26 protein-coding genes and 2 pseudogenes are annotated in these 23,814 nt (G+C 68.9%); 10 read left to right on the plus strand and 18 right to left on the minus strand.

Annotated features, from left to right (window positions below; genetic code table 11):
- Positions 1-143 precede the first annotated feature (143 nt).
- The gene (locus tag ACZ499_RS31365; RefSeq protein ID WP_468679584.1) at positions 144-767 is read right to left on the minus strand and encodes a short chain dehydrogenase; all 624 of its coding nucleotides are present in this window, start codon (positions 765-767) and stop codon (positions 144-146) included.
- Positions 768-924: 157 nt separating this feature from the next.
- Here ACZ499_RS31365 and ACZ499_RS31370 point away from each other — a divergent pair, with 157 nt between their 5' ends.
- Positions 925-1,800 (plus strand): LysR family transcriptional regulator, encoded by an 876-nt coding sequence (locus ACZ499_RS31370; RefSeq protein WP_468679585.1) that lies wholly within the window; start codon positions 925-927, stop codon positions 1,798-1,800.
- A gap of 213 nt (positions 1,801-2,013) precedes the next feature.
- Here ACZ499_RS31370 and ACZ499_RS31375 read toward each other — a convergent pair whose 3' ends face one another.
- Both ACZ499_RS31375 and ACZ499_RS31380 read right to left on the minus strand, forming a co-directional pair.
- Positions 2,014-2,205 (minus strand): hypothetical protein, encoded by a 192-nt coding sequence (locus ACZ499_RS31375; protein ID WP_468679670.1) that lies wholly within the window; start codon positions 2,203-2,205, stop codon positions 2,014-2,016.
- Between the two features lie 34 nt (positions 2,206-2,239).
- A pseudogene (locus tag ACZ499_RS31380) lies at positions 2,240-2,383 on the minus strand (nuclear transport factor 2 family protein); the annotation flags it as partial.
- Positions 2,384-2,738: 355 nt separating this feature from the next.
- On the opposite strand from ACZ499_RS31380, the gene ACZ499_RS31385 reads away from it, so the two are divergent.
- The 4 genes from ACZ499_RS31385 (at position 2,739) to ACZ499_RS31400 (ending at position 5,297) form a co-directional block, all read left to right on the plus strand.
- On the plus strand, positions 2,739-3,143 hold the full coding sequence (locus ACZ499_RS31385; protein WP_468679586.1) for a TetR/AcrR family transcriptional regulator C-terminal domain-containing protein: 405 nt from the start codon (positions 2,739-2,741) through the stop codon (positions 3,141-3,143).
- A gap of 104 nt (positions 3,144-3,247) precedes the next feature.
- Positions 3,248-3,562, plus strand: a complete 315-nt coding sequence (locus ACZ499_RS31390; protein WP_468402017.1) for a hypothetical protein — start codon at positions 3,248-3,250, stop codon at positions 3,560-3,562.
- Positions 3,563-3,584: 22 nt separating this feature from the next.
- Positions 3,585-4,655, plus strand: a complete 1,071-nt coding sequence (locus tag ACZ499_RS31395; protein ID WP_468679587.1) for a M14 family metallopeptidase — start codon at positions 3,585-3,587, stop codon at positions 4,653-4,655.
- A gap of 327 nt (positions 4,656-4,982) precedes the next feature.
- Positions 4,983-5,297, plus strand: coding sequence for a hypothetical protein (locus tag ACZ499_RS31400; RefSeq protein ID WP_468679588.1), 315 nt, complete (start codon positions 4,983-4,985; stop codon positions 5,295-5,297).
- Positions 5,298-5,705: 408 nt separating this feature from the next.
- Here the strand turns inward: ACZ499_RS31400 and ACZ499_RS31405 are convergent, their stop codons facing one another.
- From ACZ499_RS31405 to ACZ499_RS31430, 6 genes are all read right to left on the minus strand, one after another.
- The gene (locus ACZ499_RS31405) at positions 5,706-6,449 is read right to left on the minus strand and encodes an aKG-HExxH-type peptide beta-hydroxylase (RefSeq protein ID WP_468679589.1); all 744 of its coding nucleotides are present in this window, start codon (positions 6,447-6,449) and stop codon (positions 5,706-5,708) included.
- 179 nt (positions 6,450-6,628) lie between these two features.
- Positions 6,629-7,585 (minus strand): JmjC domain-containing protein, encoded by a 957-nt coding sequence (locus tag ACZ499_RS31410; protein WP_385821347.1) that lies wholly within the window; start codon positions 7,583-7,585, stop codon positions 6,629-6,631.
- A gap of 3 nt (positions 7,586-7,588) precedes the next feature.
- The gene (locus ACZ499_RS31415) at positions 7,589-8,812 is read right to left on the minus strand and encodes an MFS transporter (protein WP_468679590.1); all 1,224 of its coding nucleotides are present in this window, start codon (positions 8,810-8,812) and stop codon (positions 7,589-7,591) included.
- 35 nt (positions 8,813-8,847) lie between these two features.
- A complete protein-coding gene (locus ACZ499_RS31420; RefSeq protein WP_468679664.1) occupies positions 8,848-9,972 on the minus strand; it encodes a M29 family metallopeptidase in 1,125 nt (374 codons plus the stop codon).
- 101 nt (positions 9,973-10,073) lie between these two features.
- Positions 10,074-10,244, minus strand: a complete 171-nt coding sequence (locus ACZ499_RS31425; RefSeq protein WP_358833204.1) for a hypothetical protein — start codon at positions 10,242-10,244, stop codon at positions 10,074-10,076.
- A 329-nt stretch (positions 10,245-10,573) separates the two neighbouring features.
- Complete coding sequence (locus ACZ499_RS31430; RefSeq protein WP_468679591.1) at positions 10,574-12,058, minus strand: MFS transporter; 1,485 nt, start codon at positions 12,056-12,058, stop codon at positions 10,574-10,576.
- A 103-nt stretch (positions 12,059-12,161) separates the two neighbouring features.
- Here ACZ499_RS31430 and ACZ499_RS31435 point away from each other — a divergent pair, with 103 nt between their 5' ends.
- Entirely contained in the window at positions 12,162-13,058 is an 897-nt protein-coding gene (locus ACZ499_RS31435; RefSeq protein WP_468679592.1) for a helix-turn-helix transcriptional regulator, read from the plus strand.
- A gap of 36 nt (positions 13,059-13,094) precedes the next feature.
- Here ACZ499_RS31435 and ACZ499_RS31440 read toward each other — a convergent pair whose 3' ends face one another.
- The 4 genes from ACZ499_RS31440 to ACZ499_RS31455 all read right to left on the minus strand — a co-directional run bounded on the left by ACZ499_RS31440 (position 13,095) and on the right by ACZ499_RS31455 (position 15,406).
- On the minus strand, positions 13,095-13,553 hold the full coding sequence (locus ACZ499_RS31440) for a TIGR03618 family F420-dependent PPOX class oxidoreductase (protein ID WP_468679593.1): 459 nt from the start codon (positions 13,551-13,553) through the stop codon (positions 13,095-13,097).
- 198 nt (positions 13,554-13,751) lie between these two features.
- Positions 13,752-14,309, minus strand: a complete 558-nt coding sequence (locus ACZ499_RS31445) for a TetR/AcrR family transcriptional regulator (protein ID WP_468402010.1) — start codon at positions 14,307-14,309, stop codon at positions 13,752-13,754.
- 5 nt (positions 14,310-14,314) lie between these two features.
- On the minus strand, positions 14,315-14,677 hold the full coding sequence (locus ACZ499_RS31450) for a DUF1304 domain-containing protein (protein WP_468679665.1): 363 nt from the start codon (positions 14,675-14,677) through the stop codon (positions 14,315-14,317).
- Between the two features lie 126 nt (positions 14,678-14,803).
- Positions 14,804-15,406 (minus strand): DUF4386 domain-containing protein, encoded by a 603-nt coding sequence (locus ACZ499_RS31455; protein ID WP_468679594.1) that lies wholly within the window; start codon positions 15,404-15,406, stop codon positions 14,804-14,806.
- 193 nt (positions 15,407-15,599) lie between these two features.
- Here ACZ499_RS31455 and ACZ499_RS31460 point away from each other — a divergent pair, with 193 nt between their 5' ends.
- A complete protein-coding gene (locus tag ACZ499_RS31460) occupies positions 15,600-16,253 on the plus strand; it encodes a TetR/AcrR family transcriptional regulator C-terminal domain-containing protein (RefSeq protein WP_468679595.1) in 654 nt (217 codons plus the stop codon).
- A gap of 542 nt (positions 16,254-16,795) precedes the next feature.
- Positions 16,796-17,449, plus strand: coding sequence for a DinB family protein (locus ACZ499_RS31465; protein ID WP_468402003.1), 654 nt, complete (start codon positions 16,796-16,798; stop codon positions 17,447-17,449).
- Position 17,450: 1 nt separating this feature from the next.
- On the opposite strand, the gene ACZ499_RS31470 is transcribed toward ACZ499_RS31465, so the two are convergent.
- The 4 genes from ACZ499_RS31470 to ACZ499_RS31485 form a co-directional block, all read right to left on the minus strand.
- Positions 17,451-17,597: a hypothetical protein gene (locus ACZ499_RS31470; RefSeq protein ID WP_468679596.1), complete on the minus strand. Its 147-nt coding sequence runs from the start codon at positions 17,595-17,597 to the stop codon at positions 17,451-17,453.
- A gap of 150 nt (positions 17,598-17,747) precedes the next feature.
- The gene (locus ACZ499_RS31475; RefSeq protein WP_468679597.1) at positions 17,748-18,194 is read right to left on the minus strand and encodes a nuclear transport factor 2 family protein; all 447 of its coding nucleotides are present in this window, start codon (positions 18,192-18,194) and stop codon (positions 17,748-17,750) included.
- A gap of 253 nt (positions 18,195-18,447) precedes the next feature.
- Positions 18,448-19,167 carry a helix-turn-helix transcriptional regulator gene (locus tag ACZ499_RS31480; protein ID WP_468679598.1) on the minus strand — a complete coding sequence of 240 codons (720 nt, stop codon included), beginning with the start codon at positions 19,165-19,167 and terminating at the stop codon, positions 18,448-18,450.
- 16 nt (positions 19,168-19,183) lie between these two features.
- On the minus strand, positions 19,184-20,116 hold the full coding sequence (locus ACZ499_RS31485) for an alpha/beta hydrolase (protein WP_468679599.1): 933 nt from the start codon (positions 20,114-20,116) through the stop codon (positions 19,184-19,186).
- Between the two features lie 162 nt (positions 20,117-20,278).
- Between ACZ499_RS31485 and ACZ499_RS31490 the strand changes: the two are divergent.
- Positions 20,279-20,410 (plus strand): annotated as a pseudogene (locus tag ACZ499_RS31490) (class I SAM-dependent methyltransferase); the annotation flags it as partial.
- A 420-nt stretch (positions 20,411-20,830) separates the two neighbouring features.
- Here ACZ499_RS31490 and ACZ499_RS31495 read toward each other — a convergent pair.
- Positions 20,831-22,576 (minus strand): hypothetical protein, encoded by a 1,746-nt coding sequence (locus tag ACZ499_RS31495; RefSeq protein WP_468679600.1) that lies wholly within the window; start codon positions 22,574-22,576, stop codon positions 20,831-20,833.
- Here ACZ499_RS31495 and ACZ499_RS31500 point away from each other — a divergent pair.
- The gene (locus tag ACZ499_RS31500; RefSeq protein ID WP_468679601.1) at positions 22,557-23,588 is read left to right on the plus strand and encodes an NADP-dependent oxidoreductase; all 1,032 of its coding nucleotides are present in this window, start codon (positions 22,557-22,559) and stop codon (positions 23,586-23,588) included. The two genes, ACZ499_RS31495 and ACZ499_RS31500, sit on opposite strands and share 20 nt — an antisense overlap.
- Positions 23,589-23,814: the final 226 nt, after the last annotated feature.

The raw sequence follows: 23,814 nt of genomic DNA on the forward strand, positions 1-23,814 counted from the left end.
GGCGTCTGGCACGCACGCTCGCCGCGTTGTCGGGATCACCCCGATACAACCAGTATCGGGGCGACCCTCCGCCTTGCGATCGCACGCACCAGACGCCGCCGGGCCCGCCCTTCGGGCGGGCGACGCTACTTTCGAAACACGCCCTAGCGCACCCGGTAGATCTGCCCCGTCTGCGCCCCCTCGACCGAGCGGACGTACGCCGTCGCGACGCGTGCCGCCGGGACGGGCTCCATACCGGCGAAGAACGGCCCGTAGGCGGGCAGGGACTCCTCGGCCACCGTCGGGCTCACCGCGTTGATCCGCTGCGGCGGGAGCTCGATCGCGGCGGCCCGCACGAACGCCTCGACCGCGCCGTTGGCCGCCGACGCGGCGGCGCCGGCCACGATCGGCTCCTCCGTGAGGATCCCGCTGACCAGCGTGAACGAGCCGGTCGCGGCCACATGCCGGGCACCTTGACGGACCAGCTCCAGCTGGCTGAGAGCCTTGCCGCGGAACGTCGCCGCGAAGTCGCCCGCGGTCAGCTCGGCCAGCGGCTTGAACACGGCGTCGCCCGCTGCGACGGCCACCGCGTCCAGCGGACCGGCCTGCGCATACAGCCGGGCCACGGTCTCCGGGTCGGTGACGTCGCAGACCACGTCCCCACTCGTGCGGCCCACGCCGATCACCTCGTGGCCGCGCTCCGCGAGAGCCTTGTGCACCGCCGAGCCCAGCGTGCCGCCCGCGCCGATCAGAAGAATCCTCACAACCCACCATCCAATGCTTGCCATGCCTGGAAACGAATCCCGGAAACACAGGGATCTCCCCGGGGAGTTCCCCGGGAGTGCCTCAGGGAGGGAACCGGGCGAACCACCCGGCGCATCCGACGCTACGGATCGCGCCCCGCACCCGGAAATGCCATCTGGGCAGTGACTATGCTTGCCAGGCATGGATGTGGAACTGCGTCACCTCAAGGCCCTGGCCGCCATCGCCGAGGCGGGCACCGTCACTGCCGCGGCCGCCGAGCTGCACATGACGCAGCCCGCCCTCTCCCGCACACTCGCCCAACTGGAGGCCCGCGTGGGCGTCCGCCTGGTCGACCGCTCCTCCCGGCACCTGGATCTCACCCGAGCCGGGGCGACCCTGCTCGGCCACGGGCGCGCCATCCTCGCCCACCTCGACGCGGCACTCGCCGACACCCGAGCCGTCGACCGGCCGCTCCGGCTCGGCTACACGTGCGCGGTCCTCGGCCGGCAGACCGTCCCCCTGCTGCGCTCCTGGCGGCAGGAGAACCCGCACGCACCGCTCGAAGTGGTCCGGCAGGACAACAGCACTGCGGGCCTGGCAACCGGCGACACCGACGTGGCGGTGCTCCGTACCGTCCCCGCCGACCCGCGCATCCGCACCGAGGCCCTCTACACCGAGGACCGGGTCGCCGCCCTGCCCGACGACCACCCGCTCGTGACCCGCGACCGGGTGCGGCTGGCGGAGCTCACCTCCGGCCCGCCCCTCCCTCTGACTCTGTGGCCGGACACCGGCACAGCCTCGGTGGACCTCTGGCCCCCGGCGCAGCGCCCGGACCGCACGGTCGAGGTACGCAACGTCGACGAGTGGCTGAACCTCATCGCCACAGGCGGCGCGTTCGGCGTCGGCGCCGCCGGCACAGCGGAGAGCCACGGCCACCCCGGCGTACGCTTCATCCCCCTCGAAGACGCCCCCGCCGCCACGGTCTACCTCGCCAGCCCAGCCCACCCCACGCACCCGCGCACGGAGGACTTCCTCGCGGCAGTGCGGGAAGTGGTCAGCACCCAGCCGGACCGGTAGGGGCCTCGGCCTGGCGGACTCAGCCCTGCGGGCTCAAGCCGACTGGCCTTCTGAGTGGGTTACCAGTGGGGGCAGTCGGCCGGTTGAACCAACCGTCGGTCTCCGGCTCTCCCGTCCGGGCCGGGCCGACCGTTGAAAGCACCCCGCTTGCCCGCTCGGGCACACGTCGAGCGGGCGGGCTCGGCGGTCGCCGGTCCGGGACCGTGCTGCTGTTCAGCTGAGGAAGTCAACGCGGTCGACAAGACCTTCGCGCGCGCGATAGGCCACCAGGACGCGGATCGGTTCGTCGGCCAGGCCGTGGGCGAGTTCGTGGTCGACCACCCAGTCGCCTTCGCTGATCCGCCCCAGGATCTCCGCCCGGCAGCGGCCTTTGGCGAACAGGGAACAGGGGCGTGTACGAGTCACGCAGAGCCTGACGGCCCTCCAGCCGGCTGCCGTTGCGCCGACGTACCAGGACGTCCTCGGCATAGGCGGCGGCAAAGGCGTCGATATCGTGGCTGTTGTAGGCGACGAGCTGCTGTTCGACCACTTCGCGAGGATCGGTCGCGCGTGCGAGCATGCCCTGCCTGGCCTTACCTGTCATTCTCCACCTGCGCACCGACCGTCGGCCGAACCCACGAAGGCGTTTGGACCCCGCGGCTGCCCCCGCCCCACCTCACCGCTTCGTGCGAGACCGCGGCGCCCAACCCGGCACCCATACCCCGGCACAGCACCATCGACGGCTGCCGCTGAGCGGCCTCCTGTACCTGCCGTAGCTCCCCTGCCGTGTAGGCACCGTCGGTGTGAGAGGCGACCAGCACCGTTGACGCGAGGCCGCCGGCTGCTCAACTACGCCGACGACGGCGCCACCCTGGAGCGGATGTGCCGCACCGTGCACCAGAGCCTGGCGCCCGGCCTGGCGGACCGAGCTGCGGCGGATCGCCCGCGCCTTCGCCGCCGTGGTGCACGACCACCCCGAGATCCTGCCCGTGGTGGCCACCCGCCCGCTGAGCGTGCCCGTGGCCCAGCGCCCCACGCCACTGCTCCAACTCACCGAACACATCCTTGCCGTACTCGGCCGGGCCGGGTTCGACGACGCCGCCACACTGACGATCTACCGCGCCTTCGTCGCCTGGAACATCGGCTGCCTCCTCGTCGACAAGCGACAGGTGATCGACAACCCTGAGGAGCCGGACCTCATGCTGCGCCTGGGGCTGCACCGGCTGCCCGCCACCGAGTACCCGCGCCTGCGCGCGCTCGTACCGCGCCTCGCCGAGTACGACGACGAGCAGGAGCTGATCAGCGGCCTCGACGGGCTGTTGAGCGGGATGCCCGAGGCCCCGCTTGACTCGTTCTACGGCTGAAGCGCACCCTGGGAATACGGGGTACACATCGGACATATATCTACATCAGCCACGCGTCGTCGGCACCGCTGATGTGAGCCGGACGGCGCCCGGAAGAAGCCGTCATGTCCACTGCTCATCAGCTCCTCCGCGTCCGCGTCACAGCCAAGGACGCCGAAACCCTGCGCGCCCTCCTGCGCGAGGCCCGTCCCGATGTCGGGGGGCGCCCGCGCCGGGGCGAGGACGGCACGTTCAGCATCGAGGCGTACGCCTCCCCGGAGCAGGCCGAGGCCCTCGAACGCGAGGGTGTGTTGGTCACCATCATCGAGGACGCCGCGGCCACCGGCCGAGCCCGCCAGGCCGAAGTCGGCGAGGGGGACCGGTTCGCCCCCGACGACGCGGTCCCGCACGGGCTCGCCCTCAAGGTGAAGGACGCCTAGCAGGCCGCCCAGGAGGGACACCATGTCGTACTTGAACACCACCGAGGTCGAGTCCGCCGTGACCAGCCTGGCCACCGCCTTCCCGTCCGCCTGCGACCTCATCGACCTGCCCGAGCCGTCCGTGGAGGGCCGGGCCGGTCACGCCCTGCGGATCGGCACCGGCCCCGCCGGTACCCACGACAGCGTCGTCCTCATCGGCGGCGTGCACGCCCGCGAATGGGGCAGCTGCGAGATCCTCGTGCACCTCGCTGCCGACCTCCTGGAGGCCGGTGCCGACGGTGCCGGGCTCGCCTACGGCGGCAGGACCTACACCGCCGCCCAGGTACGGAGCGTCCTCGACAACCTCGACGTCGTCGTCTTCCCGCTCGTCAACCCCGACGGCCGCCACTACAGCCAGACCGTCGACGCGATGTGGCGCAAGAACCGCAACCCGGCCAACTCCGGTGGTGACCCCGCCCGTATCGGCGTCGACATCAACCGCAACTACGACTTCCTCTTCGACTTCGCCACCGCCTTCGACCCGACCGCCGGAGTGCAGGTCTCCGACGACCCGGGCGACATCCAGGTGTACCAGGGCCCCAGCCCCTTCTCGGAACCCGAGACCCGCAACGTCCGCTGGCTGCTCGACACCTTCCCGCGGACCCGCTGGTTCGTCGATGTGCACAGCTACTCCGAGGACATGCTCTTCGTGTGGGGCGACGACGAGAACCAGTCGCTCGACCCGGCCAAGAACTTCCGCAACACCACCTTCGACGGCAAGCGCGGAGTGGCCGGCGACCTGGCGTACGCGGAGTTCATCCCGAAGGGCGACTCCGACGACAGCACCGTACTCGCCGAGCAGTTCTGCAAGGGCCTGCACGGCGTACGCGGCCGTGCCTACAACCCGATGTCGGCCTTCCATCTGTACCCGACCAGCGGCACCAGCGACGACTACGCCTACTCCCGGCACATCGTCGACCCCCACAAGGGCAAGATCCTGGGCTTCACCATCGAGTGGGGCAAGAGCTTCCACCCGCCGTGGACGGAGATGAAGCGGATCATCCTGGACGTGGACTCCGGGCTCGTGCAGTTCTGCCTCACGACACTCACGTAGACGCACGGTCGGAAGTAGATGCACGGTTGGCACTGCTGCGCTCGCCCGTCAGCGACGGGCGCCTCTCCAGCGAATCCGGGCGCGCCAGAGGTCGTATCACGTGCTGGGTGAGCGGAGTAGCGGGCGTTCCAGGAGGGCCGGGGCGGGCAGGGAGTCTGCCCGCAGAGCGACCACACCGCGACGCGTTGGACGACGGGCGAGCGTGGCATCAACAGGTGCTCCGAGGGGGCTCGGCGTGCCCTACTGCCTGCGGTTTTTCGGGAGAGGGCAGCACGGGAGACCGCCGCGGTCAGCCTGTGGAGTGAAACGGCGATCTTTGGGGGACTTGTGGGACGCAGCAAGATTCCTGTGGGCAACGCGGGCAAGAGCGACCTCTGCCTCTTCATCGAGCCGCTGGGCGAGGACTACTGGCTGAAGCCTGGAGAGGTCTTCACCGTGGGACCGGAGTCCTCAGGCATCGACGTCTGGTTCGAGGCCTCCGTTTCGAAGGACCGCATCACCTTGTGGCTCTACGAGGACGGAGACCCCGCCCAAGTGCTGGTCGGCTACACAGCGGTTGATGCCGACGGCACGCTCCTGGACTGCGGCCACCAAAGGCCCTGGGGCCGGCGCTTCTCCGCAGCCGGCCCGGTCGTGGACTGAGCTTGGCGCTCTCCGCCCTGTGCCGTGCTGTGTGCCGGTTCGCCCACTCTCGGTCCCATCCCTCGTGTCGGAGTCCGGGAGAGGTGTCGAGGCACGGGGTGCACTCCATCACGTGGACCGGCCCGGAGGTGTCCGGGGGTGGTGTCCGCGCTGAGGATCACTCACGGCGTCCGGTTCGGCATCTGCCTCAGCCTTTCCTGCCCCAACGTCACCAGGTCGGCCACGGCCTGCGCAGCGCACACGCGGCCCGCCGTGCGCGGTGGCAGGGCCCAGTGCGGCCCGGGCCGGGCGGTCAGGGCGCCCTCGCCCGGCCCCAAGGCCGACGCTGTTGGCGAATCCGAAACGAAGAGGAAGGCCCCCGGTCCGGCCCCCTCTCAGGTGGGCGGACCGGGGCGGGTGCCACCGTTATCAGCTTGGGTGAGTACCCGTCAGTTCCTGTTCCCACTTGAGCAGATCGTCGAAGTACAACCGGCCCCTCTCCGTCCACTCGGCGACCGGGTCCAGTGCCGCGATGGTTTCCTTGAGACGTCGCAGGGCTTCGTCGCGGCGCTCGGAGACCTCGGGCGGCGCTGCCGGCTCGCCCGCCCAGCGGGCGAGCCCGTACGTCATGCGTGCCAGGACATGTGCAGCGTGCACGGCACCAGCGACTGGTCGTGGATCGGGACGCAGTGCGTGGCTGACCATGGCGTCACCGTTCGTCACGAACGTCTCGAAGTGGTTGCGCAGGTAGAGGGCATGGTGGCCGGTTTCGTGCAGGAGCGCCTCGAAAGCGGCAGGAGTACTTTCGACGCTGGCCGTACCGAGGTAGATGGCCCCGAAGGTCTGTCGAAGCGTGCCGGAACGGAAGGCGCCACCCTGCACGTACACGATGGCGCGGATCAGTAGATCCATTTCCAGGGCGGCTTCCGGCCACACTCTTCGCAGGGTCTCCCGGGCGCCTTCCAGGCGTGCAATTCCCTCTTTCATGTGTGGCGCGCTGAATTCGGTGTCATCTGTGCCACGTGTGCGCTGAATGTCTGTCAGGAGTTGATGGATGCCCCATCGGCACCAGTCGGGGCACAAGGGTGCATCCAGTGCGAGGTGCTCAAGCGGAGGCATGAGACCCGCGGTGTCCAAGCTGCGGATCAGGTCCGCGATGCGCTCGGTGTCCACCGCGGCGGATGTCTGCGCTGCCTCCCACACCAGGCCGGGGTGCAGGCAGGAGGGCTCATGCCCATCCTCAAGATGTGGCTTGAGGTTTCGGAGGACTGCCCTGTGGTGGCTGCGGACCAAGCTCATGGTGCCAGTTGAAGTTATCCCGACCCGGATTGCTTCGTCCCGGCCGGTTCCCATTACACGTCACCTGGTTTCGACTCCACTGACAGAATCTCGGCAAGCCGGGCCGGTTCCGACCTCGAAAGTTCTTCTTCGCGTGCCTGAAGACGCCGCACAATCAGTGCGGATATCATCTCGTCGCCCAGACCATCCAGCGCGCGAATCACATCCTCCCGGACCGATTGCCAAACTTCCCTCGATTGGCCGTTCAACGCCTCGGCCCTGCCAGGCAAGCGGCCTCGCAGCGATTCGGTCCGCTCGGCCACCAGGTCCAGCACATCATGCAGGACCTCCACCCAATGATCCTCCACTCCGTCGGAGAACGTGATGTGAACGGATCCGTCTTCTCCCGTGATCCCCTCATGGTAGTAACCACGCGGCAGATAGAGGCAGTCACCGGGATGGAGAGTGATTTCATGAGCCAGCGGTGTTTTCGGCTTGTCGCCCGGCTTCGAGCGCCTGATGGGCCAGGTTCCCGGCGGTTCATGAAGACGCCATGTCTTGGAGCCCGCCAACTGCCGTATGAAGACGCTCGCCATGTCGTAGTGCACCGGCGCACCCTGTGCGTGTGGCGGAGTCAGGAAGGCATTGGCGGCGACGGGACAGCCGACGTCTTCGGCCAGGTCCGAGCAGAATGATGCCACCTCGGGGCAGTACGTGGACATCGCCTGAAAGACGAGCGTCGCTCCGGCCCGTATCTCGGACACCGCGTACTGAGGATCCACGAGCCCGGACAGTACCCTGCGCTCGTCGGATCCGCCCTTGGTCCTGGTGGCGTCCCGGACGCCGATGTCCTGACCCTGGCGCCATAGCCTGATGTAGGGGGCGCGCAGTCCTCGATCAAAGAGGAGTGTCTGCGCAATCTCCGTCGAGAACACATGGTCCAGCTTGCCCAGACTCCGGCTGACGTGCGGCTTCCTGTCCCGAATGGATGCCAGCATCGACGGGTCATCAAGAACTTCTTCCAGCGCCATCTTCTACCTCCGAATTCTCGATACCGACCGTTCGTCCTGATGGAAATCGCGTACTCCGGGCACGGCCAGCACCAGTGCTGCGGCGGTGAGTTGTACGGCCGCGGCGACGCCGAGTACTGCCGTACGGCCCAGCGCGTCCGCCAGTGGCCCGGCGCTCGCGAGGCCGATCGGCAGCAAAGCAAGGCTGCACAGCGAGTCGACCGCGGTCACCCGGCCGAGAAGTGACGGGGAGAACTGGCGCTGCAGCGCGGTGTGCAAGAGGGCGTTGAAGGGCATCATCGCGAGTCCTGCGATGATGTATCCGCCCATCACCCACCCCAAGGAGAACGGGGTGAGCAATACGAGTGGAACGGTGGCGAAGAGCGCGTTGAAGACGATCGCACTCGTTCCGGGGCGCCTCAACTGAATCCGCCCGATGACGATCGTGCCGACGAGGCCGCTGAGGCTGAACGCGGCGAGCACCAGACCGTAGGCCGAGGGCCCCCCGAACTTTTCCTGCGTGATGACTGGCAGCAGCACCATGTGAGGCGCGACGACGAACATGGTCTGCACCGCGGTCATCACGAGAACGGCTGACGTCCAGCGAACGCGGCGCACCGCGGCCAGTCCTTCTCGACTCTCGCGGACGATGGAGGAGCGGGGCCCCAGCCGTTGCATCGGCGGTTCGGCGACCGCGAGGACGCACACCAAACTGACCGCGAACGTGGCCCCGTTGATGGCGAAAGCCAACCGGGTCCCGGCGGTGGCCACCAGCAGCCCGCCAAGCGCCGGCCCCACCACAGCTGCGGCGCTCTCCATGCCTCCTCGCCATACATTCGCGCTGAGCAACCGCTCCTCGGGGACGACCGAAGGCACCAGACCGCCATATGCGGGGCGGAAGAATGCCTCACCGCTGCCCACGAGGAAGGTCATGACGGCGAGCGGAAGTGTTGCCGTGTCGAACGCTCCCAGCACGACGACGGTGATGGCCGCCAGCCGGAATCCATCAGCGACGATCATCGCCCTTCGCCGCGGCACACGATCTGCCCAGACACCGCCGACGAGCACGAACAGGACCATGGCGAGCATTCGGCCGCCGATCACCAGCCCGACGTCGCTGGCATCACCGCCGACCTCGATCACCCGGAGGGACACGGCTACGGTGAAAAGCTGGTCTCCCACGGCACTGACCGCTTGCCCGGCCCAGAGGAACCGGAAGTCGCGCAGTCCCATGGCGCTGTTGGCCATACGCGAGGCAGGCACTTTGCTCAGGATAGGCATGCTCAGCCGATCGGAGCCGCCGTAGCAGGATCGGTCAACTGGCCGTAGCCGAACCCGCAGCAGTCGCCCGTGATGTCCTCGTCCCTCACCAGCGCCGGGTGCTCGTCCCCGACCAACCGGATGTCGTCCAGGTCGATAGGTACTGCCTCCTCGTCAAGAAGAAGCTCCGCGCCATCGGTAATGAGGTCGAGATGCACCTTCTCCTCGTACCCGACCACGGAACGGTCCTGATTGTGCTGTCCGAATCCGATGTGTACGCCGACTCGCCGTTCATTGATATGGGAGTTGGCCGAGATGAACTGGTCGATTCCCGAGTTCGTTCCGAAGCCCAGCTCGCCCACTCGGGTGCCGTGCGGCTGCTTGAAGCAGAGGTCCACCAACTCACGGACATCGTCATCGACGCACGTGAAGCCTGTGGCGCGCCCGTCTTCAATGTCGACCGTCAACGGGTGAGCCGCCAGCCTGGTGTCGATCCGAGTGATGACGTTGCAATTGAGCGCGCCGTCCGCTACCAGGCGCCCGTCGATCCTGGCGGGGTACGTGGCAATCTCACCCGCCGGAAGAATGGTGAAGCCGCCCGGTCGCCACACGCCGCGATTGCTGATCCACTCGAATCGATCGGAATCGAGGCTGATGCGGAGGTCGGTACCACCGCGCGTGCGGATCCTGGCGCTACGCGCCTTGGTCAGCCGCGTCAGCAGTGCGGCATTGCGGGCACTGAGTTCGTCCGGTCCGAGGTTGAGGGCCTTCTCGAAGAACTCCCGTGACGCGCTGATGATGCGCACCACCATGCACCGGTCACCGCCGAACCGTTGCAGCACGTCGAGGAGGGGCGAGAAGTGAGACATGGTGTCTCGTTCGAGAGTGAATATGATGAGCCGGCCAGTGGCGGGGTCGGCCTCCGATACGGCGGAGTTCAGGCGTCCGGCGAACTCGTAATCCACGAGCGGCCGCATGCCCACGATCTTTGTGCCGACATTTCGCTGCTTCAGGCCGGCCATCAGCCAGGCGGCCGCCTCCCGGCTGTCCGGGGAGAAGGCGACGATGCAGTGATCGCGGTTGGAGATTCCGACGTACCGGTCGAGGAGTGAATCGACTCCATCCCGCAGTTCGCGGCTCGACTGCACAACGCTCAAGACTTATTCCCCCTGGCCTGTGGTCGTTTCCATGGGAGTTCCAGCCGCGGGATCTGGCGCGGCTGGAACTCTCAAGAGCCCTGCAGGATTGATCAGGTGGCTACGAACCAGGCCATGAGCGGGCCTTCTTCGCCACTACCGACCGGTTCGAGGACCTCGGCCGATTCGGCTGCGCCGAGTTCGCGCAGCGCGTCCTCGACCAGGGATTCATAGGTGGCTGGTTCAGTGGTGGTGCCGATTGCTGGGGTGTAAGTCTGTGCCATCTTGCACTCCTCTCAGCCAATAGCTTTCGGCGTGATGCTATGTGGCATGGCCACGTAAGGTCAACATGGGCGCATCGTTCAACTGCCGTTTGTTCACGCCGAGTTGGGGTATTTGACGTCGACTGCGTGCTCGCCCCATTCCCCACCGATCCGGGCGGTGGCCTCCACCTCGGCGCGTGACTCAAGTGTGGCTCAAGCAATACTCCGGCGCGGATTTCTTGGGCGGGAATGGCGCGAGCACGTACGCGGAGGCGAGGTGCACGGCCACTCCGGATGCAGGCCACGCGGCTGGCATGATGCGTGAGAGAGGGTCCAACGCCGCTGACTTTTCAGCCTGTTTGACTCAGTCGGTGATGGCGGCGGGCCCTGTGCGCCAGCAGCAGTGCCGTCAGGGCGCTGGCCAAGAGGCCTCCGGCTACGAGCAGTGTGGTCTCTTGGATGGCGTGTGCCGAGGAGTGCGCCATGTGCCGGTCCGCGCCGGACACGTACACACTGCCGTAGGTCGCGATGCCGACTACCTGCGCGACCTGGGCTGAGGTGGTCATGAGGCCGCTGGCATCCGCGGCGTCGGCGGGGTTGACGTGGGCAAGTGCGACGGTCAGCAGTGGGCTGGTGAGGTAGCCCATGCCCAGTCCGCACACCAACTGCAGTGCGGGTAGGGCGATGCCCCCCTGGCCGTCCGAGCGCATGGCGAGTCCTATGCCGAGGTAGCCGGCTGCCGCGACCGTGCAAGCGGCAGCGATCAACGGCCGGTGCCAACGAGGGGGCAGCTTCTGCCAGGTGAGGCTGCCCGTCGCGACACCGATGGCCAGTGGTGCGAAGGTGAGGCCGGTGCGCGTCGCGGACTCGCCGAGCCCGGTTTGCAGGTGTTGGGAGAAGGAGAACAGGAATCCCGCGTACCCGGCCATGGCGAAGAACATCGTGGTCGCGCTGAGCACCAGGCCCGGAGACCCCACTACCGCGCCGGGCACCAGGGGGGCGCCGCCACGACGTGCCACGGCCCGTTCGATCAGGACGAACACGCCGAGCATCGGCGGCGAGGCGGCGAGACAGGCCCGCGTCCAGGCCGGCCAGTGCTGGTCATGACCCAGCACCAGCGGTACGACCAGCAAGAGCAGCGCCGCGGTCAACGTGATCAGGCCAGGTATATCCAGGCCCTTGGCCACTCGGGGCTTGCCGGGCGGGAGCACGCGCAGTCCGGCGACCGCAAGCAGCACCCCGACCGGCACGTTGATGAGGAACACCGGACGCCAGCTGGTGCCGAACACATCCGCGCTGACCAACAGCCCGCCGACAACCTGGCCGACCACGACGCCGAGCCCGATCACCGCCGCGTACAGACTGAGCGCGCGTGCTCGGGCAGGCCCCTCGAACTTCAGCTGGATCAGGCTGTAGACCTGAGGCATCATCATCGCCGAGCCGACGCCCTGCACCACCCGGGCCCCGATGAGTACGCCCGTGTCCGGGGCGAGGCCGCAGGCGAGCGAGGCGGCGGTGAACGTGACCAGTCCCCACAGGAACACGGCACGGAAGCCGTTACGGGCACCGAGGCGGGCACCGGTGACCAGCAGCGCGGCGTAGGCGATCGTATAGCCGGAAACGATCCACTGCAGTGCCGAGCCGGTTGCATGGAGGTCGGTGTGGATGGTCGGGGTGGCGACGTTGACGACGGTCGAGTCGAGCAGAGCCATGAACACCGCACCCAGCAGGACCACGAGCATCCTGTTGTCGCGGTGCGTGGATGCGGCGGGGCCCGGTGCTCTGGTGCTTCCAGGCCGAGCTGTGGCGGCCTGCCCAAGTTCTGTTTCGCTCATGGCCCGATGATCCGCAGAGTCGTAGAGGGGTACCAGATAACCCTTCATCCTGGTACCAGCGGGTACCTGGTCATACCTCGGCTTCGCCCCGCAAGATGGTGCGGTGACGCTGATCGACTCCCATGCCCCGCGACGTACCGAACTGGCCGCCTTCTTGAGGGCTCGCCGTGAACGCATCACCCCGGAAGAGGCCGGCCTGCCGAACAGAGGACGCCGTCGCACGCCCGGACTGCGCCGAGAGGAGGTCGCAGAGCTCGCCGGGGTCGGGGTGGTCTGGTACACCTGGCTGGAGCAGGGGCGGCCCATCAACCCGAGCGTCCAAGTGCTCGACGCGATCGCCAGGACCCTGCGGCTGGACTCGACCGAGCACAACCACCTCTACCGGCTCGTCGAGAGCCCCAGCGCACCATTGAGCGCGTCGACGTATCCGCAGCCGACGGAGAACCAGGTCATCCTGGACGCCTTGACCCCGCTCCCGGCGACCATCACGACGACCCGCTACGACGTCCTCGCCTTCAACGAGGCATACGCGGCGCTCGACCCGGCCATGGCGCTGCTGCCGGACTCCGAGCGCAATGTGCTGTGGCACCTGTTCACCACGGACGAGCACGTGCAGCCACTCGTCGACTGGGAACGCGAGGTCTCCTTCATGGTCGCTCAACTACGGGCCGAGTTCGGCCACCGCGTCAACGATCCTCGCTGGACCGAGTTCCTCCGCCAACTCTCCGCTGCGAGCCCGCGTTTCGCCGCGATGTGGGCCAGGCAGGAGGTCGCCTCGCCGACCCCGCGCAGCAAGTCCTTCTTCACCGTCGACGGTGACAGGATCACGGTGACCGCGTCCAGCTTCGCGACGGCCTCCGCCCCCGATACCAAGCTGTGGATCTACACACCGGACAGCCCGGCGACGGCCTGGCTGATCGAGGGCCTCATCGACCGCTACCGGCAACGCGGACCCGCCGGCATGCTGGCCATGGGACTCCGGACCGGTGGTGGCCGGTGAGGACGAACGGCTGTGACGGTGACCGGGTGGCCGGTCTCAGCCGTTGATGTCGAGTGCCGTCCCGTACAACCGAGACACCTTCAGCCGGATGACCACCCGGCGCTCGGCGACCAACTGCTCCAAGAACGCATCTTCATCCTGCGGCTTCGCGGCCTCCGGCACCATCGCGAGCAGCTCTCGCCCGGTCGCGTCACCTGGTGTGGTCGTGATCTCGGAGACCTCGGCCTCGCCCTCGGCCACGGCGAACGACCATACATCGGCACCCGGAACATGCACGGCCGCGCGCCGGTCACGCCGGAGCTGCTTGACCTTGATGCGGTCGGCGGTGGTGGAGAACCGTACGATGCGCGCTTCGGCGTCCCAGGTGTAGAGCATGGTGGTGAGATGAGGATGGCCACTGCTCTTGTTGGTGGCGAGGGTGCCGAACTGCTGAGTGCTCAGCAGTTCGGAGAGGGCATCGTCGGACAGGGTGCGGGGTGCTGGACCTTGAGTCATGACGTACTCAACTCCCTTGTGTGCCTGGGCATTCCACCCGCCACCGAGAAGAAGCGGGGGAGTGAAGTGTGCCCGAGGGGCACAGGGACCCGCGCGAACGGTGGAACTGCGCGCTGTGGCGCGTAGGCGAGATGGGCCGGTGCCCCGCGGCCGTGCTCCTGATCGGCTGTCGCTCGCGGGGCGGGGCAGATCGGCTCGTCAGGCCAGGGGGGTGCGGTGCAGGTTGACGAGCAGACGCCAGACCCGCTGCGCGATTCCGGCGGGAGTGGCCTCGATGAGGCCGTGCAGCCAGTCGGCGAGCACCCCGGCGAAGGTCGCGGCGACGGCCGAGGCGACCAAGTCGGGCTCAGGCGCACCGGCCAGGGCGCGTTCGGTGCGACTGCGGGCCCGCAGGTCCTCATGGAGTGTGCGGCCGAGCGGACCGCCACCGCCCGGGCTCAGGAGTTCGCGGTAGAGCCCGGCGTGCGGGGTGAGACGGTCGAAGAAGGCGAGCAGGGCGGGCGGCGGGGTGACGGGGTCGGGTGTGCCGCGCCAGGCGTGCAGGGCGTCCACAGCCTCGCGGACGACATCGGCGCAGGCGTCGACGGCGAGCGCCTCCAGATCGGCGTAGTGGAGGTAGAACGTGGCGCGGCCGACCTTCGCCCTGCGCACCAGCGCGGCGACACTGACCTCCGCCAGCGGGCGACTGGAGCACTCCTCCAGCAGCGCCTGGCGCAGCTTGGCCCGGGTCCGTGCCGCACGGGGATCTTCGTGCACCGCGGTCACCGTGCGAGCAGGACGGCGCCGAGCGCGAGTGCGCCGGGCAGCGCCTGGGCGATCAGGATGCGGCGGTTGGCGGTGAAGCCCCCGTACAGCCCGGCGACCACCACACAGGCGAGGAAGAAGACCTGGACCCGGAACCCGGTCGGATTCCCGGCGATCAGACCCCAGACCAGCCCGGCCGCCAGGAAGCCGTTGTAGAGACCCTGGTTCGCGGCGAGCGGGGCGGTGGCACGGGCCATGGCGGCGTCGAAGCCGGAGAGCTCGCGGCCCGGCTTCTTCTCCCACAGGAACATCTCCAGAACCAGGATGTACGCGTGCAGCACGGCCACCAGGCCGACCAGCACCGTCGCGGTCGTCTCCATCGGTGTACTCACCTCTCACATTTCATGGACAGGTGTCCAGAATACATGGACGAGTGTCCAGCGTCGCCGTAGGGGAAGATCAGGCGGCGCGGCGCGCTCCGACTTCTCCGGCGCACGCCTGGCGGATCAGTCACTTCCACGTGTGCGCCCGAACCCCCGGACGATGAGCCGTACGGCGAGAGCCACCTCCCACGCGAAGACCGGGAGCGCGGCCAACGACCCGGGCACGGAGAGCTGCGCGTAGAGCCCGAACATCACGGCGGCGGCCGAAGTGCAGATCAGCGGGCCGCCGACCAGGCCGAGTACGGCGATGGGTCTGGGCACGAGCCGTGAGCGGTACATCAGCCAGGCCAGCAGGGCTGTGTTCAACCCGAGGGCGATGTTGGGGCCGACCAGGAACGTCCAGTCGTGCACGGCGACCAGAGCGGCGTCGGCGGCGGCCGCGCCCGGCTGTGCCGCCTCCCGTCGCACGGTGGTGAGAGCCAGTACGGCGACGATGCCGAGGAGGATGACAGCGGCCTCCAGGAGGCGGGCGCAGAGGTACCCGAGCGCGAGCCCCTCGCCCCACCGCTTGACGACCGGGAACAGTGTCACGCCGGTGCCGACGATGGCGGCGACCAGGACCAGCTCGCACCACGCCCCGATCAGCGCCCCGTTGTCGGCCCCTGACCCGCCGCCGAGCAGGGGGCGGTAAAGGGCGGCTCCCGCGATGGCGGCGACCTCGGTCACCAGGAACAGCACCCCGGCGACAACCGCCGTCCTTCTTTCTGCATTGACTGCGGTGCCTACGTGGCCTGCGGTGTCTGTCGTGCCTGTGTCCGAGCTCATCTGCGGTCCCTCCCAGGAAGAGGTGTACGGCGTACACCTTGCTGGGACCATAGGTGTACGCCGTACACTCGTCAAGGGGAAAGGGAGGCCTTGGATGACGCGACTGAACCGGGAACGGGTCCTGCGCGCCGCCGTCGCGCTCGCCGACGAGAGCGGGATCGAGTCGCTCAGCATGCGCAGGCTCGCGCAGGAGCTGGATGTCGTACCGATGGCGCTCTACAAGCACGTGGCCAACAAGGAGCAGCTCCTCGACGGCATGGTGGACGCCGTCGTCGGCGAGATCGACCCCCCGACGCCGGGCTCCGACTGGCGGGGCGTGGTGCGGCAGCGAATCCTCTCCGCCCGGAGGACCCTGCTGCGTCACCGCTGGGCGTACCGCGTGATCGAGTCGCGGACCGGCCCGACCCCGGCGGTACTGGAGTACCTGGACTCGATGATCGGGGTGTTCCGGGACGGCGGACTCTCCGTCGACCTCACGCACCACGTGATGCACGCGATGGGGAGCCGTCTGCTGGGGTTCAGCCAGGAGTTGTTCGACGCTTCAGGGGGAGCCGAGCCCCCGGACCCCGCGCTGGCGGAGCGCTACCCGCGCATCGCGGAGCTGGCGGCGGCGGCCGCGCACGAGGGGGATTCCGTGGTGGGCGGGGGCTGTGACGACCAGTTCGAGTTCGAGTTCGCGCTGGATCTGCTGCTGGACGGTTTCGAACGGCTCCGCGCGCAGGGGTGGTCGCCGCCGGCCCGCAGTTGACCTGTCGACCTGTTGACCTATGGATTCGCGGGACCGGGGGGGGCAGGGCTGACGGGAGGTGTTCAGGGATGCCGGTCGGTGGCGCTCGCGCTGACTACGGCGGCTCCCGGTGTCCGGGTTGTGCTGGCGGGAGATGTGGAGGGGGCGGGTGGCTTGCGTGGCGCCCGCGCCCCGAAGAGGGTGATGGCGGAGGATTCGGTCACGAGGTTCGATCTCCGGCGGTCCTGATGTCTCGGATCGGCATGACTCAAGTCCCCGAGGCCTGAGGCGGCCGGCCTCAGGAAAGTGCCGCACAACTCACTGATGCGGAACGAGCGACAGGTGAGACCGAAGACTCCCGGCTGAACAACTCTCCGGATTGCTGACCGAGTTCGGGCCGAATCGGGATCGCGGAAGCTGGTGGCGGATGATGCCCGTGTTGGCACCTCGTACGACTTGTTGCGTCGGAGGCCGACGCAGCCCGGCGTCCAACTGGCCGCGGTGGTCAACGCAATGGAATATGCCAAGCCGATCGCATCGCTCCGGCCTTGTAAGCTCCTCGCATGCCACAACTCGGGGAACCGCACATGCCGGTGAGCGGGCAGCACGTGCGCCAGGCCGTTGCCTACTGCGTCGACGTCCTCGAAGGCGTCCCCGCTGCCCAATGGCACGACCGGGCCGGCGGCTTGGAGTGGACGTGCTGGGAAACCCTTGAGCACCTCGCGGACGACCTGCTCACGTACGCGCTGCGGTTCGGACTCGCGCAGCCCATCGCCGTACCGCGCGTCCCGCTGCGTATCTCCAGCGATCGACCGGACGGCCCGGCCAACGTCATCTTCGGGGACCGCGAGGCAGGACCCCGGGGACTCCTGACCGTCGTGGAGGCCTGCGGCGGACTGCTCGCGGCCATCGTCGACACCGCCGACGCAACCACCTTGGCCCCGCACGTCTTCGGCGCGTCCGACCCCGAGGGCTTCGCAGCGATGGGTATCGTCGAGACCCTCGTCCATACCCACGACATCGCCCAGAGTCTGAGCCGCTTCTCGGAGCCCCCGCAGGATCTGAGTGAGCGAGTCCTCGCGCGCCTGTTTCCCGACGTCTCCGTCATCGACACCCCATGGTCGACTCTTCTGTGGGCCACCGGACGCATCGAGACACCTGATCGCCCCCGCCGGACCAACTGGCGCTGGCACGGCGCACCGCTCGGCCGCAACTGACTCACTGGCCGATCACGCGTACGTAGTAGTTCCCGGAGAGCTGCTGGAGCGCGACTACGACGGGCCGAGCCGGCTGCACCGGCACGTCCAGCGACCCAGCTGGTGGTCGACCGCCGAAGTCCGACCGACCGACTACCGCGAACGCCATGCGGTCGAGTCCGGGATCAACCGGCTCAAGGGCCGCCGGGCTGTTGCCACCAGTTACGACGAACTTGCTGTTCGCTACGAGGTGGCCGTGCTGATCGCAGTCCTCAACGAGTGGCTGTGACCGTGAACTTCACGGATATCTCGGCAAGTCTCATTCGGTTCCCCTCGTGTCGAACGCCTGGGCGACGGCAAGGCTGTCTTCGTAGACATGGTGCCGGGTGACAAGGCCGTCTTCGACGGTGAGGTGCAAAGCGAACCGAGCGCGGTAAGCACGTCCGGTGGAGCGGGCGGTCTGACGGATCTCGCCGAGTACGACTGCGTCGCGGCCATCGACGAGGATACGCTCGACCTCGGTCGCTGCCTGCCCAGGCACATGGTGCTCGGCAAGCTCGCGGTAGTGGGCGGCGGCATCGGCGCGGGTGGAGCGGTGACGTATCCATGGGGTGGCGGTACGGCCGTGCTCGGCCTCCGGCCAGTCCAGCTTCCAGTCGCCCCGCTCGGCATACATCTCAGCGATGCGCGCGGGATCGCCCTCGCCGATCCGGCGCAAGAGTTCCTCCACGACAGTGCGGGTGGTTGCGGGTGCGGCTATGGACACGACTCATCACTCCGATCCGACATCCGCGTCCGACTGACGCGGCGAGATCAGCATTCTCGCCAGCGCCGACAGATCGGCGCGATTACCTCCCAGGTAACGGCACGGAGCGTCAATATCCGCCTGCGTAACAGGCCCTGGCCGCAGACGACCGCGCCGGCCCCTGGCGCATCTGCCCCAGCCCCCGCCGCATTGCACTCGTACTCCTACACGGTGCCTGCTCAGAAGGCTGCTGCACCTCCTCGCCTTCGGATTCTCATGGTCGGGGTGTGAGCGAGGCCAGCGCCGCGGGTCGCACCGCACTGGCGGCGGCCGAGCCGAGTAGTAGTTCGGTCAGGTCATGGGTTTGGGCTTCTTCGCCAGTGGGAGCCGCTGCCGCGATCCGGTCCAGCCGGAAGCCCCGGCCGGCCCGGCGGGTGCGGCACCAGGCGATGAGGTACCAGCGGCCGTCGGCGGTGAGCAGTCCGGCTGGTTCCACGACGCGGTCGCTTTCGTGTCCTGCCGCGTCGCTGTAGGACAGTCGTAGCACCATGTTGTCGGCGAGGGCCTGCTCCACCGCTGAACGGATGGTGGAGTCGGTTCGTGCGGGCAGGGTAACGATCTGTGCGGCGAGTTGTTGGGCCGCCGCCGAGGCGGGGCCGGTCATCGAGGCTGTGATCTTCTGGGCTGCGGTGCGGGCAGCGTCGGCGTAGGGGGTGGAGGCGTCGGCGGCGGCGAGCGCGGCGGTCAGTGCCGAGGCTTCGTCGGCGGTGAGGTGGATCGGGGGCAGGGTCATCTGCGGGTCGATCGACCAGCCGCCGCCTCGCCCGGGTATGGAGCGCACCGGGACACCGGTCTCCATCAGGGTTTGCAGGTCACGCTGCACCGTGCGCGTGCTGACGTCGAACCGCGTGGCGAGCGCCGCGACCGTCAACGGCCGCGGCGCCGCCGCGCGCAACTCTTCCACCAGCGCGTACAGCCGGGCAGTTCGGTTCATGCCGCTGACGCTACCGTCACGCGGTGGCCAGGAAGTCCCGCTGGCGGCGCAGTTCCCGCTCGGTGATGGTCAGGGGGAACAGGGTGAACCCGTGCATCGCGCCGGCGACGACGCCGAGCTCCACGGGCGCACCCGTCGCCTGCCACCGTTGGGCCAGGAACAGCGAGTCGTCCAGCAGCGGATCCTCGGTGCCGACGACGATCCGGGCGGGCGGCAGCCCGGTCAGGCTCGCGAACAGGGGCGACACCTCGGGATCGCGGCGCTGCTCCGGCCCCAACCCTGGCGTGAACAGCTCACAACTGCTCCGCATCGAGTCGGTGTTGCTCAGCAGCTGCCGGGAGCCGAACAACCGCTGGCTTGGTGTCATCGACAGGTCGTAGGGGCCGAAGAGCAGGTGAGCCGCCCGGAACGCGCCGGTGATGCCATGCCGGTCGCGAAGACGCAGCAGCGTCACGACGCTGAGGTGGGCACCGGCCGATTCACCGCCGATCAGCAGCCGTTCCGTACCGAACTCGGCCTCAGCGTGCTCCACCAGCCACCGGGCAGCCGCTTCGCAGTCGTCGGGCCCGGCGGGGAAGGGGTGTTCCGGCGCGAGACGGTACTCCACGCTCACCACGGCCAGCCGTGCCTGCTCGGCGAGCCGCCAGAGCCGCTCGTCCTGCCCATCGGCGGACCCGAACACCCAGCCGCCGCCGTGGATGTGCAGGTACACGCCGTCGACATGGTCCGGCACGAAGACCCGCACCTTCAGTCCGCCCTCAACGACGCGGTCCCGGCCGTACGGCAGTCTTACCGGTGGCGTGTCACCGCCGAGCCGGTTGCCCCGCAGGAGCGCCAGCGTGGCTGCACTCGGCGCCTTCCCTCGAGCTGGACGGCCTGCGGCGGCAGCCTCGAATTGCTCGTTGAACGCCAGGGTCTCGGGCAGGCAGTCCTCATCTGTGATCGTCATGCCGCCGACATTCGCAGCTCCCCGCGACAACGTCCTGTCACCCTTTCCCTGTGAGCTGCGTCATGTGCTCCGTTCCTGGTGCGCTCTTGATGCGATCTGGATCGAACACCGGGGCGTGCGGGCATGCGGCGAGTGGTCGTCGTGAAGCACAACTCGACAGGGGCGGCCGGTTTCAGTGGGGTGGAATGGGTCCCGCTGCAGGTGTCCGAAGCGGGCATCCGTTAGTTCGGCGAGGACTTCTGGGCGGACCTTCTCGCCAACCCGCCACTGGAGATGCTGCGCTGCCGCGCCTAGCCGGGCGAGCCGCAGGGTGGGGGCGGTGCCCACCGTTCCGTAGGTTTACGAGGGGCTGTCTGGCCGTGCGAGTGAGGGCACCGCTCAGGCAGCTGTCGCGTGCGGTACGAGGCCAGCAGCGTCTGCCACCGCCCGGTTGATCCACCCGCGCTTGCACGGGCGACCCGGCCCTGCCATCCCCACAGCAAGGTACCGGTCACATACGCCCGCCACCCGTTGTGCATCGCCGCTGAACCGTTACGCGCACCTGGGCGGCCGCGTGGGAGTGGCTACCACAGGGGCTGCCCGGACGAGGGTGCAACTGCGTTCCGAGCCTCGCAGGGATGGGCCGCTCCCACCGTTCACTGCGGCGGCGTCTCCATCAGCGGCTACCGGCGCCCGTACCTGCCCACCGACCTGCCCGACAGCAGGCATGTGAAGTCAGTGACCAGGCCGGAGTGTTGTTCCGGTGCTCAGGTCGGTCGCGGCCGGCGGCGGCAAGTCCCGCAGGTGGTCGTCGGGTTGCAGGCCGCGGCCGTGCTGGAAAGCGGTGGCGAAGGCGTCCTCGCCCAGGGCTCCTCTCGCGCGCTCGGTGACGCGGTCGACGTCGCCGCGTTCGGCCCGGGGGAGTGGTGCGCCGACCGACTCCCGTACGGTGGCGGCCGTGCCGAGCAGCCGGGCGGCGTGGCGGGGCCGCCCCGCGAGTGCCTGCGCGCCCGCCAGCCCTTCGAGCGCGAGCGCGACCGCCCGGGGATCGCCTGTCCCGCGTGCTGCGGTCATGCCCTCCAGATGCAGCGCCTGTGCCTGGAGGGCATCTCCGTGCTGCTCGGCGACGAAGCCGAGCTCCGCGAGGATCAGGGCCGTCCCGGAATCCACGCCCTGCCTGCGGTTCCACTCCAGCCAGGGGTGCAGATGCGCCTCGGCGGCGTCCAGGTCGCCCTGTCTGCGGGCTCCGAGGGCGAGTCCGGTCGCGGCGAACTGCTCGGCGGGCCGGTGGGATTGCTCGGCGGCCAGCCGCCGCGCCCGCCCGTGGAGCTCCGCCGCGGACGCGTACTCGCCGGTGAGCAGCGCGATCCTGCCCAGTCTGGACAACCGGAACGAGACGTCCGTCCAGAGCTGGAGTTCCTCCGCGATGCGCACACCGTCGCGGTGCAGACGGGCGGCCTCATCGTAGTCCCCGGCGATCTCGGCCAGTACGCCCAGCTGTTCGGCGGCCCTCAGCTGGCCCCACCTGTCGCCGAGCTCGGCGAAGCGTGCCGCGCTGTCGACGGCGTGGCGCTTGAGGCCGGTGAGGTCGCCCCGGTACATGGCCTCGGTGGCGCGGGTGCTCTGCGTCGCGGCCATGCCCCAGCGGTCGTCGCCGTCGCGGAACTCGGCCAGCAGACCGGCGGTTTGACCTTCGACCGACGGGTCGGCGAACCCGCACCGGGCGAGCGCCAGGAACCATCGGGCCCTGGCGTCTGCCTCGTCGTACTCCCCGTCCGTCGGTTGCTTCGGTTGCGCGTCGTCGCCGGCCAGGAGTGTGAACGCGGCCTGCCGGGCCAGCGCGCTGCTGCGGGCCGCACGGGAGCGCGGGTCGCGGGCGGGCACGTCGTCGCCGGGGGCGCCGCAACTCAGCGCCATGTCGAACGACCGCCGGGCCTCGGCGAGGCGGCCGCGTAGGAACCAGTACCAGGTCAGCGCGTTGACCTGGCGCACCGCCAGGTCGGCGGCACCGTCGGCGCTGCCGTCCGCGTCGGGTCCCGCTGCCGCGTCGGCGAGTGCGGAGCGCAGGTTGGCGCTGTCGCTGTCGAGCCGTCGCAGCCATCGGCGCTGGTCGGGGCCGTACAGCCACGGCTCCGACCGCTCGGCCAGCTCGGTGTAGTGGACCCGGTGCCGTCGACGGGCGAGACGCGCACCGTGACCGGGGCCCCCTCGTCGGTACGGACCTGCAGCGGGCCCAGCACTTCGAAACGCATGGCGCCACGCTAGCGCCCGCCCTGTTCCGGCCCGTGCGTGGCCCATGCGTGCCCGTGCGTGGACCGTCAGCAGTTCGTGCGCGGCCCTCGGCAAGGTGGTTCCTGTGAACGAGAAGGGCACCACTGAACGGAAGAGGAAACCCACCATGTCGAACCTGACGAACCCGACGACCACAGTGAACACGGCGACCACAATGAACGCCGAGAACATGACGAACACGACGAACACGACGAACTTCGTCTCCGGCGAGATCCGGCTCGCTTCGCGCCCGGTCGGCGAGCCCACTGCGGGCAGCTTTGACCTGGTCCGCACCGACGTGCCGGAACCGGCCGAGGGCGAGATCGTCGTCCGCAACACCTGGATGTCGGTGGACCCGTACATGCGCGGCCGTATGGACGACGTGCCGTCGTACATCCCGCCCTTCCCCCTCGGCGCCGCGCTGGAGGGCAGTGCGGTAGGCGTGGTGGTCGCCTCGCGGTCCGACGCCGTGCCGGTCGGCGCGACCGTCTCCCACTTCCTGGGCTGGCGTGAGTACGCCGTGCTGGACGCCGCCGCCGCGACCGTCATCGACACCGACCTGGCTCCGGCACAGGCGTACCTGGGCGCCCTGGGCACCACCGGCCTGACCGCCTACGCGGCGCTGACCGAGGTGGCACCGGTGCGTGAAGGCGACGTGGTGTTCATCTCCGCCGCCGCCGGGGCGGTGGGCAGCGTCGCGGGACAGCTGGCCCGCAAGCTCGGGGCGTCCAAGGTGATCGGTTCGGCCGGCGGGCCCGAGAAGACGAAGAAGCTGGTGACGGACTTCGGGTACGACGCTGCCATCGACTACCGCGCGGGCTCGTTGGAGGAACAACTGGCCCAGGCCGCGCCGGAGGGCGTCGACGTATACCTCGACAGCGTGGGCGGCGGCCACCTGCGGGCAGCCATCGGCGCGATGCGCACCGGTGGCCGGATCGCACTGGTCGGCGCCATCGGCGACTACAACGCCACCGAGCCGGCCGCCGGACCCGACAACCTCTTCCAGGCAGCAGCCAAGGAGCTGAACCTGCGCGGCATGCTGGTCAGCAGCTACTTCCACCTCTTCCCCGAGTGGATCGGGCGCGCTGCGGGCTGGCTCGCCGACGGCACGCTGCGCACGGAACACACCGTGTTCGAGGGCATCGACCGGGCCCCGGCCGCCTTCCTCGGTATGATGCGCGGCGCCAACACCGGCAAGATGCTCGTCCGGCTGGACGGGTGACGGCCGTGGCACAGCACGCTCTGCTGGTCCTCGCCCACCCCCGCGGCGACTCCCTCACCGCCCAGACCGCCCATCGCGCCCGCGAACGTGCTGGTGGACGCCGGATACACATCGACCTGCTCGACCTGTACGCCGAGGACTTCGATCCCCGCACCGGCCCCGAAGACGAGCCGGACTGGGCGGACCGGGACAAGGAGTACTCGCCCGAGGTCCGGTCCCACACGGA

The sequence above is a fragment of the Streptomyces sp. NPDC031265 genome (genome assembly GCF_055570295.1).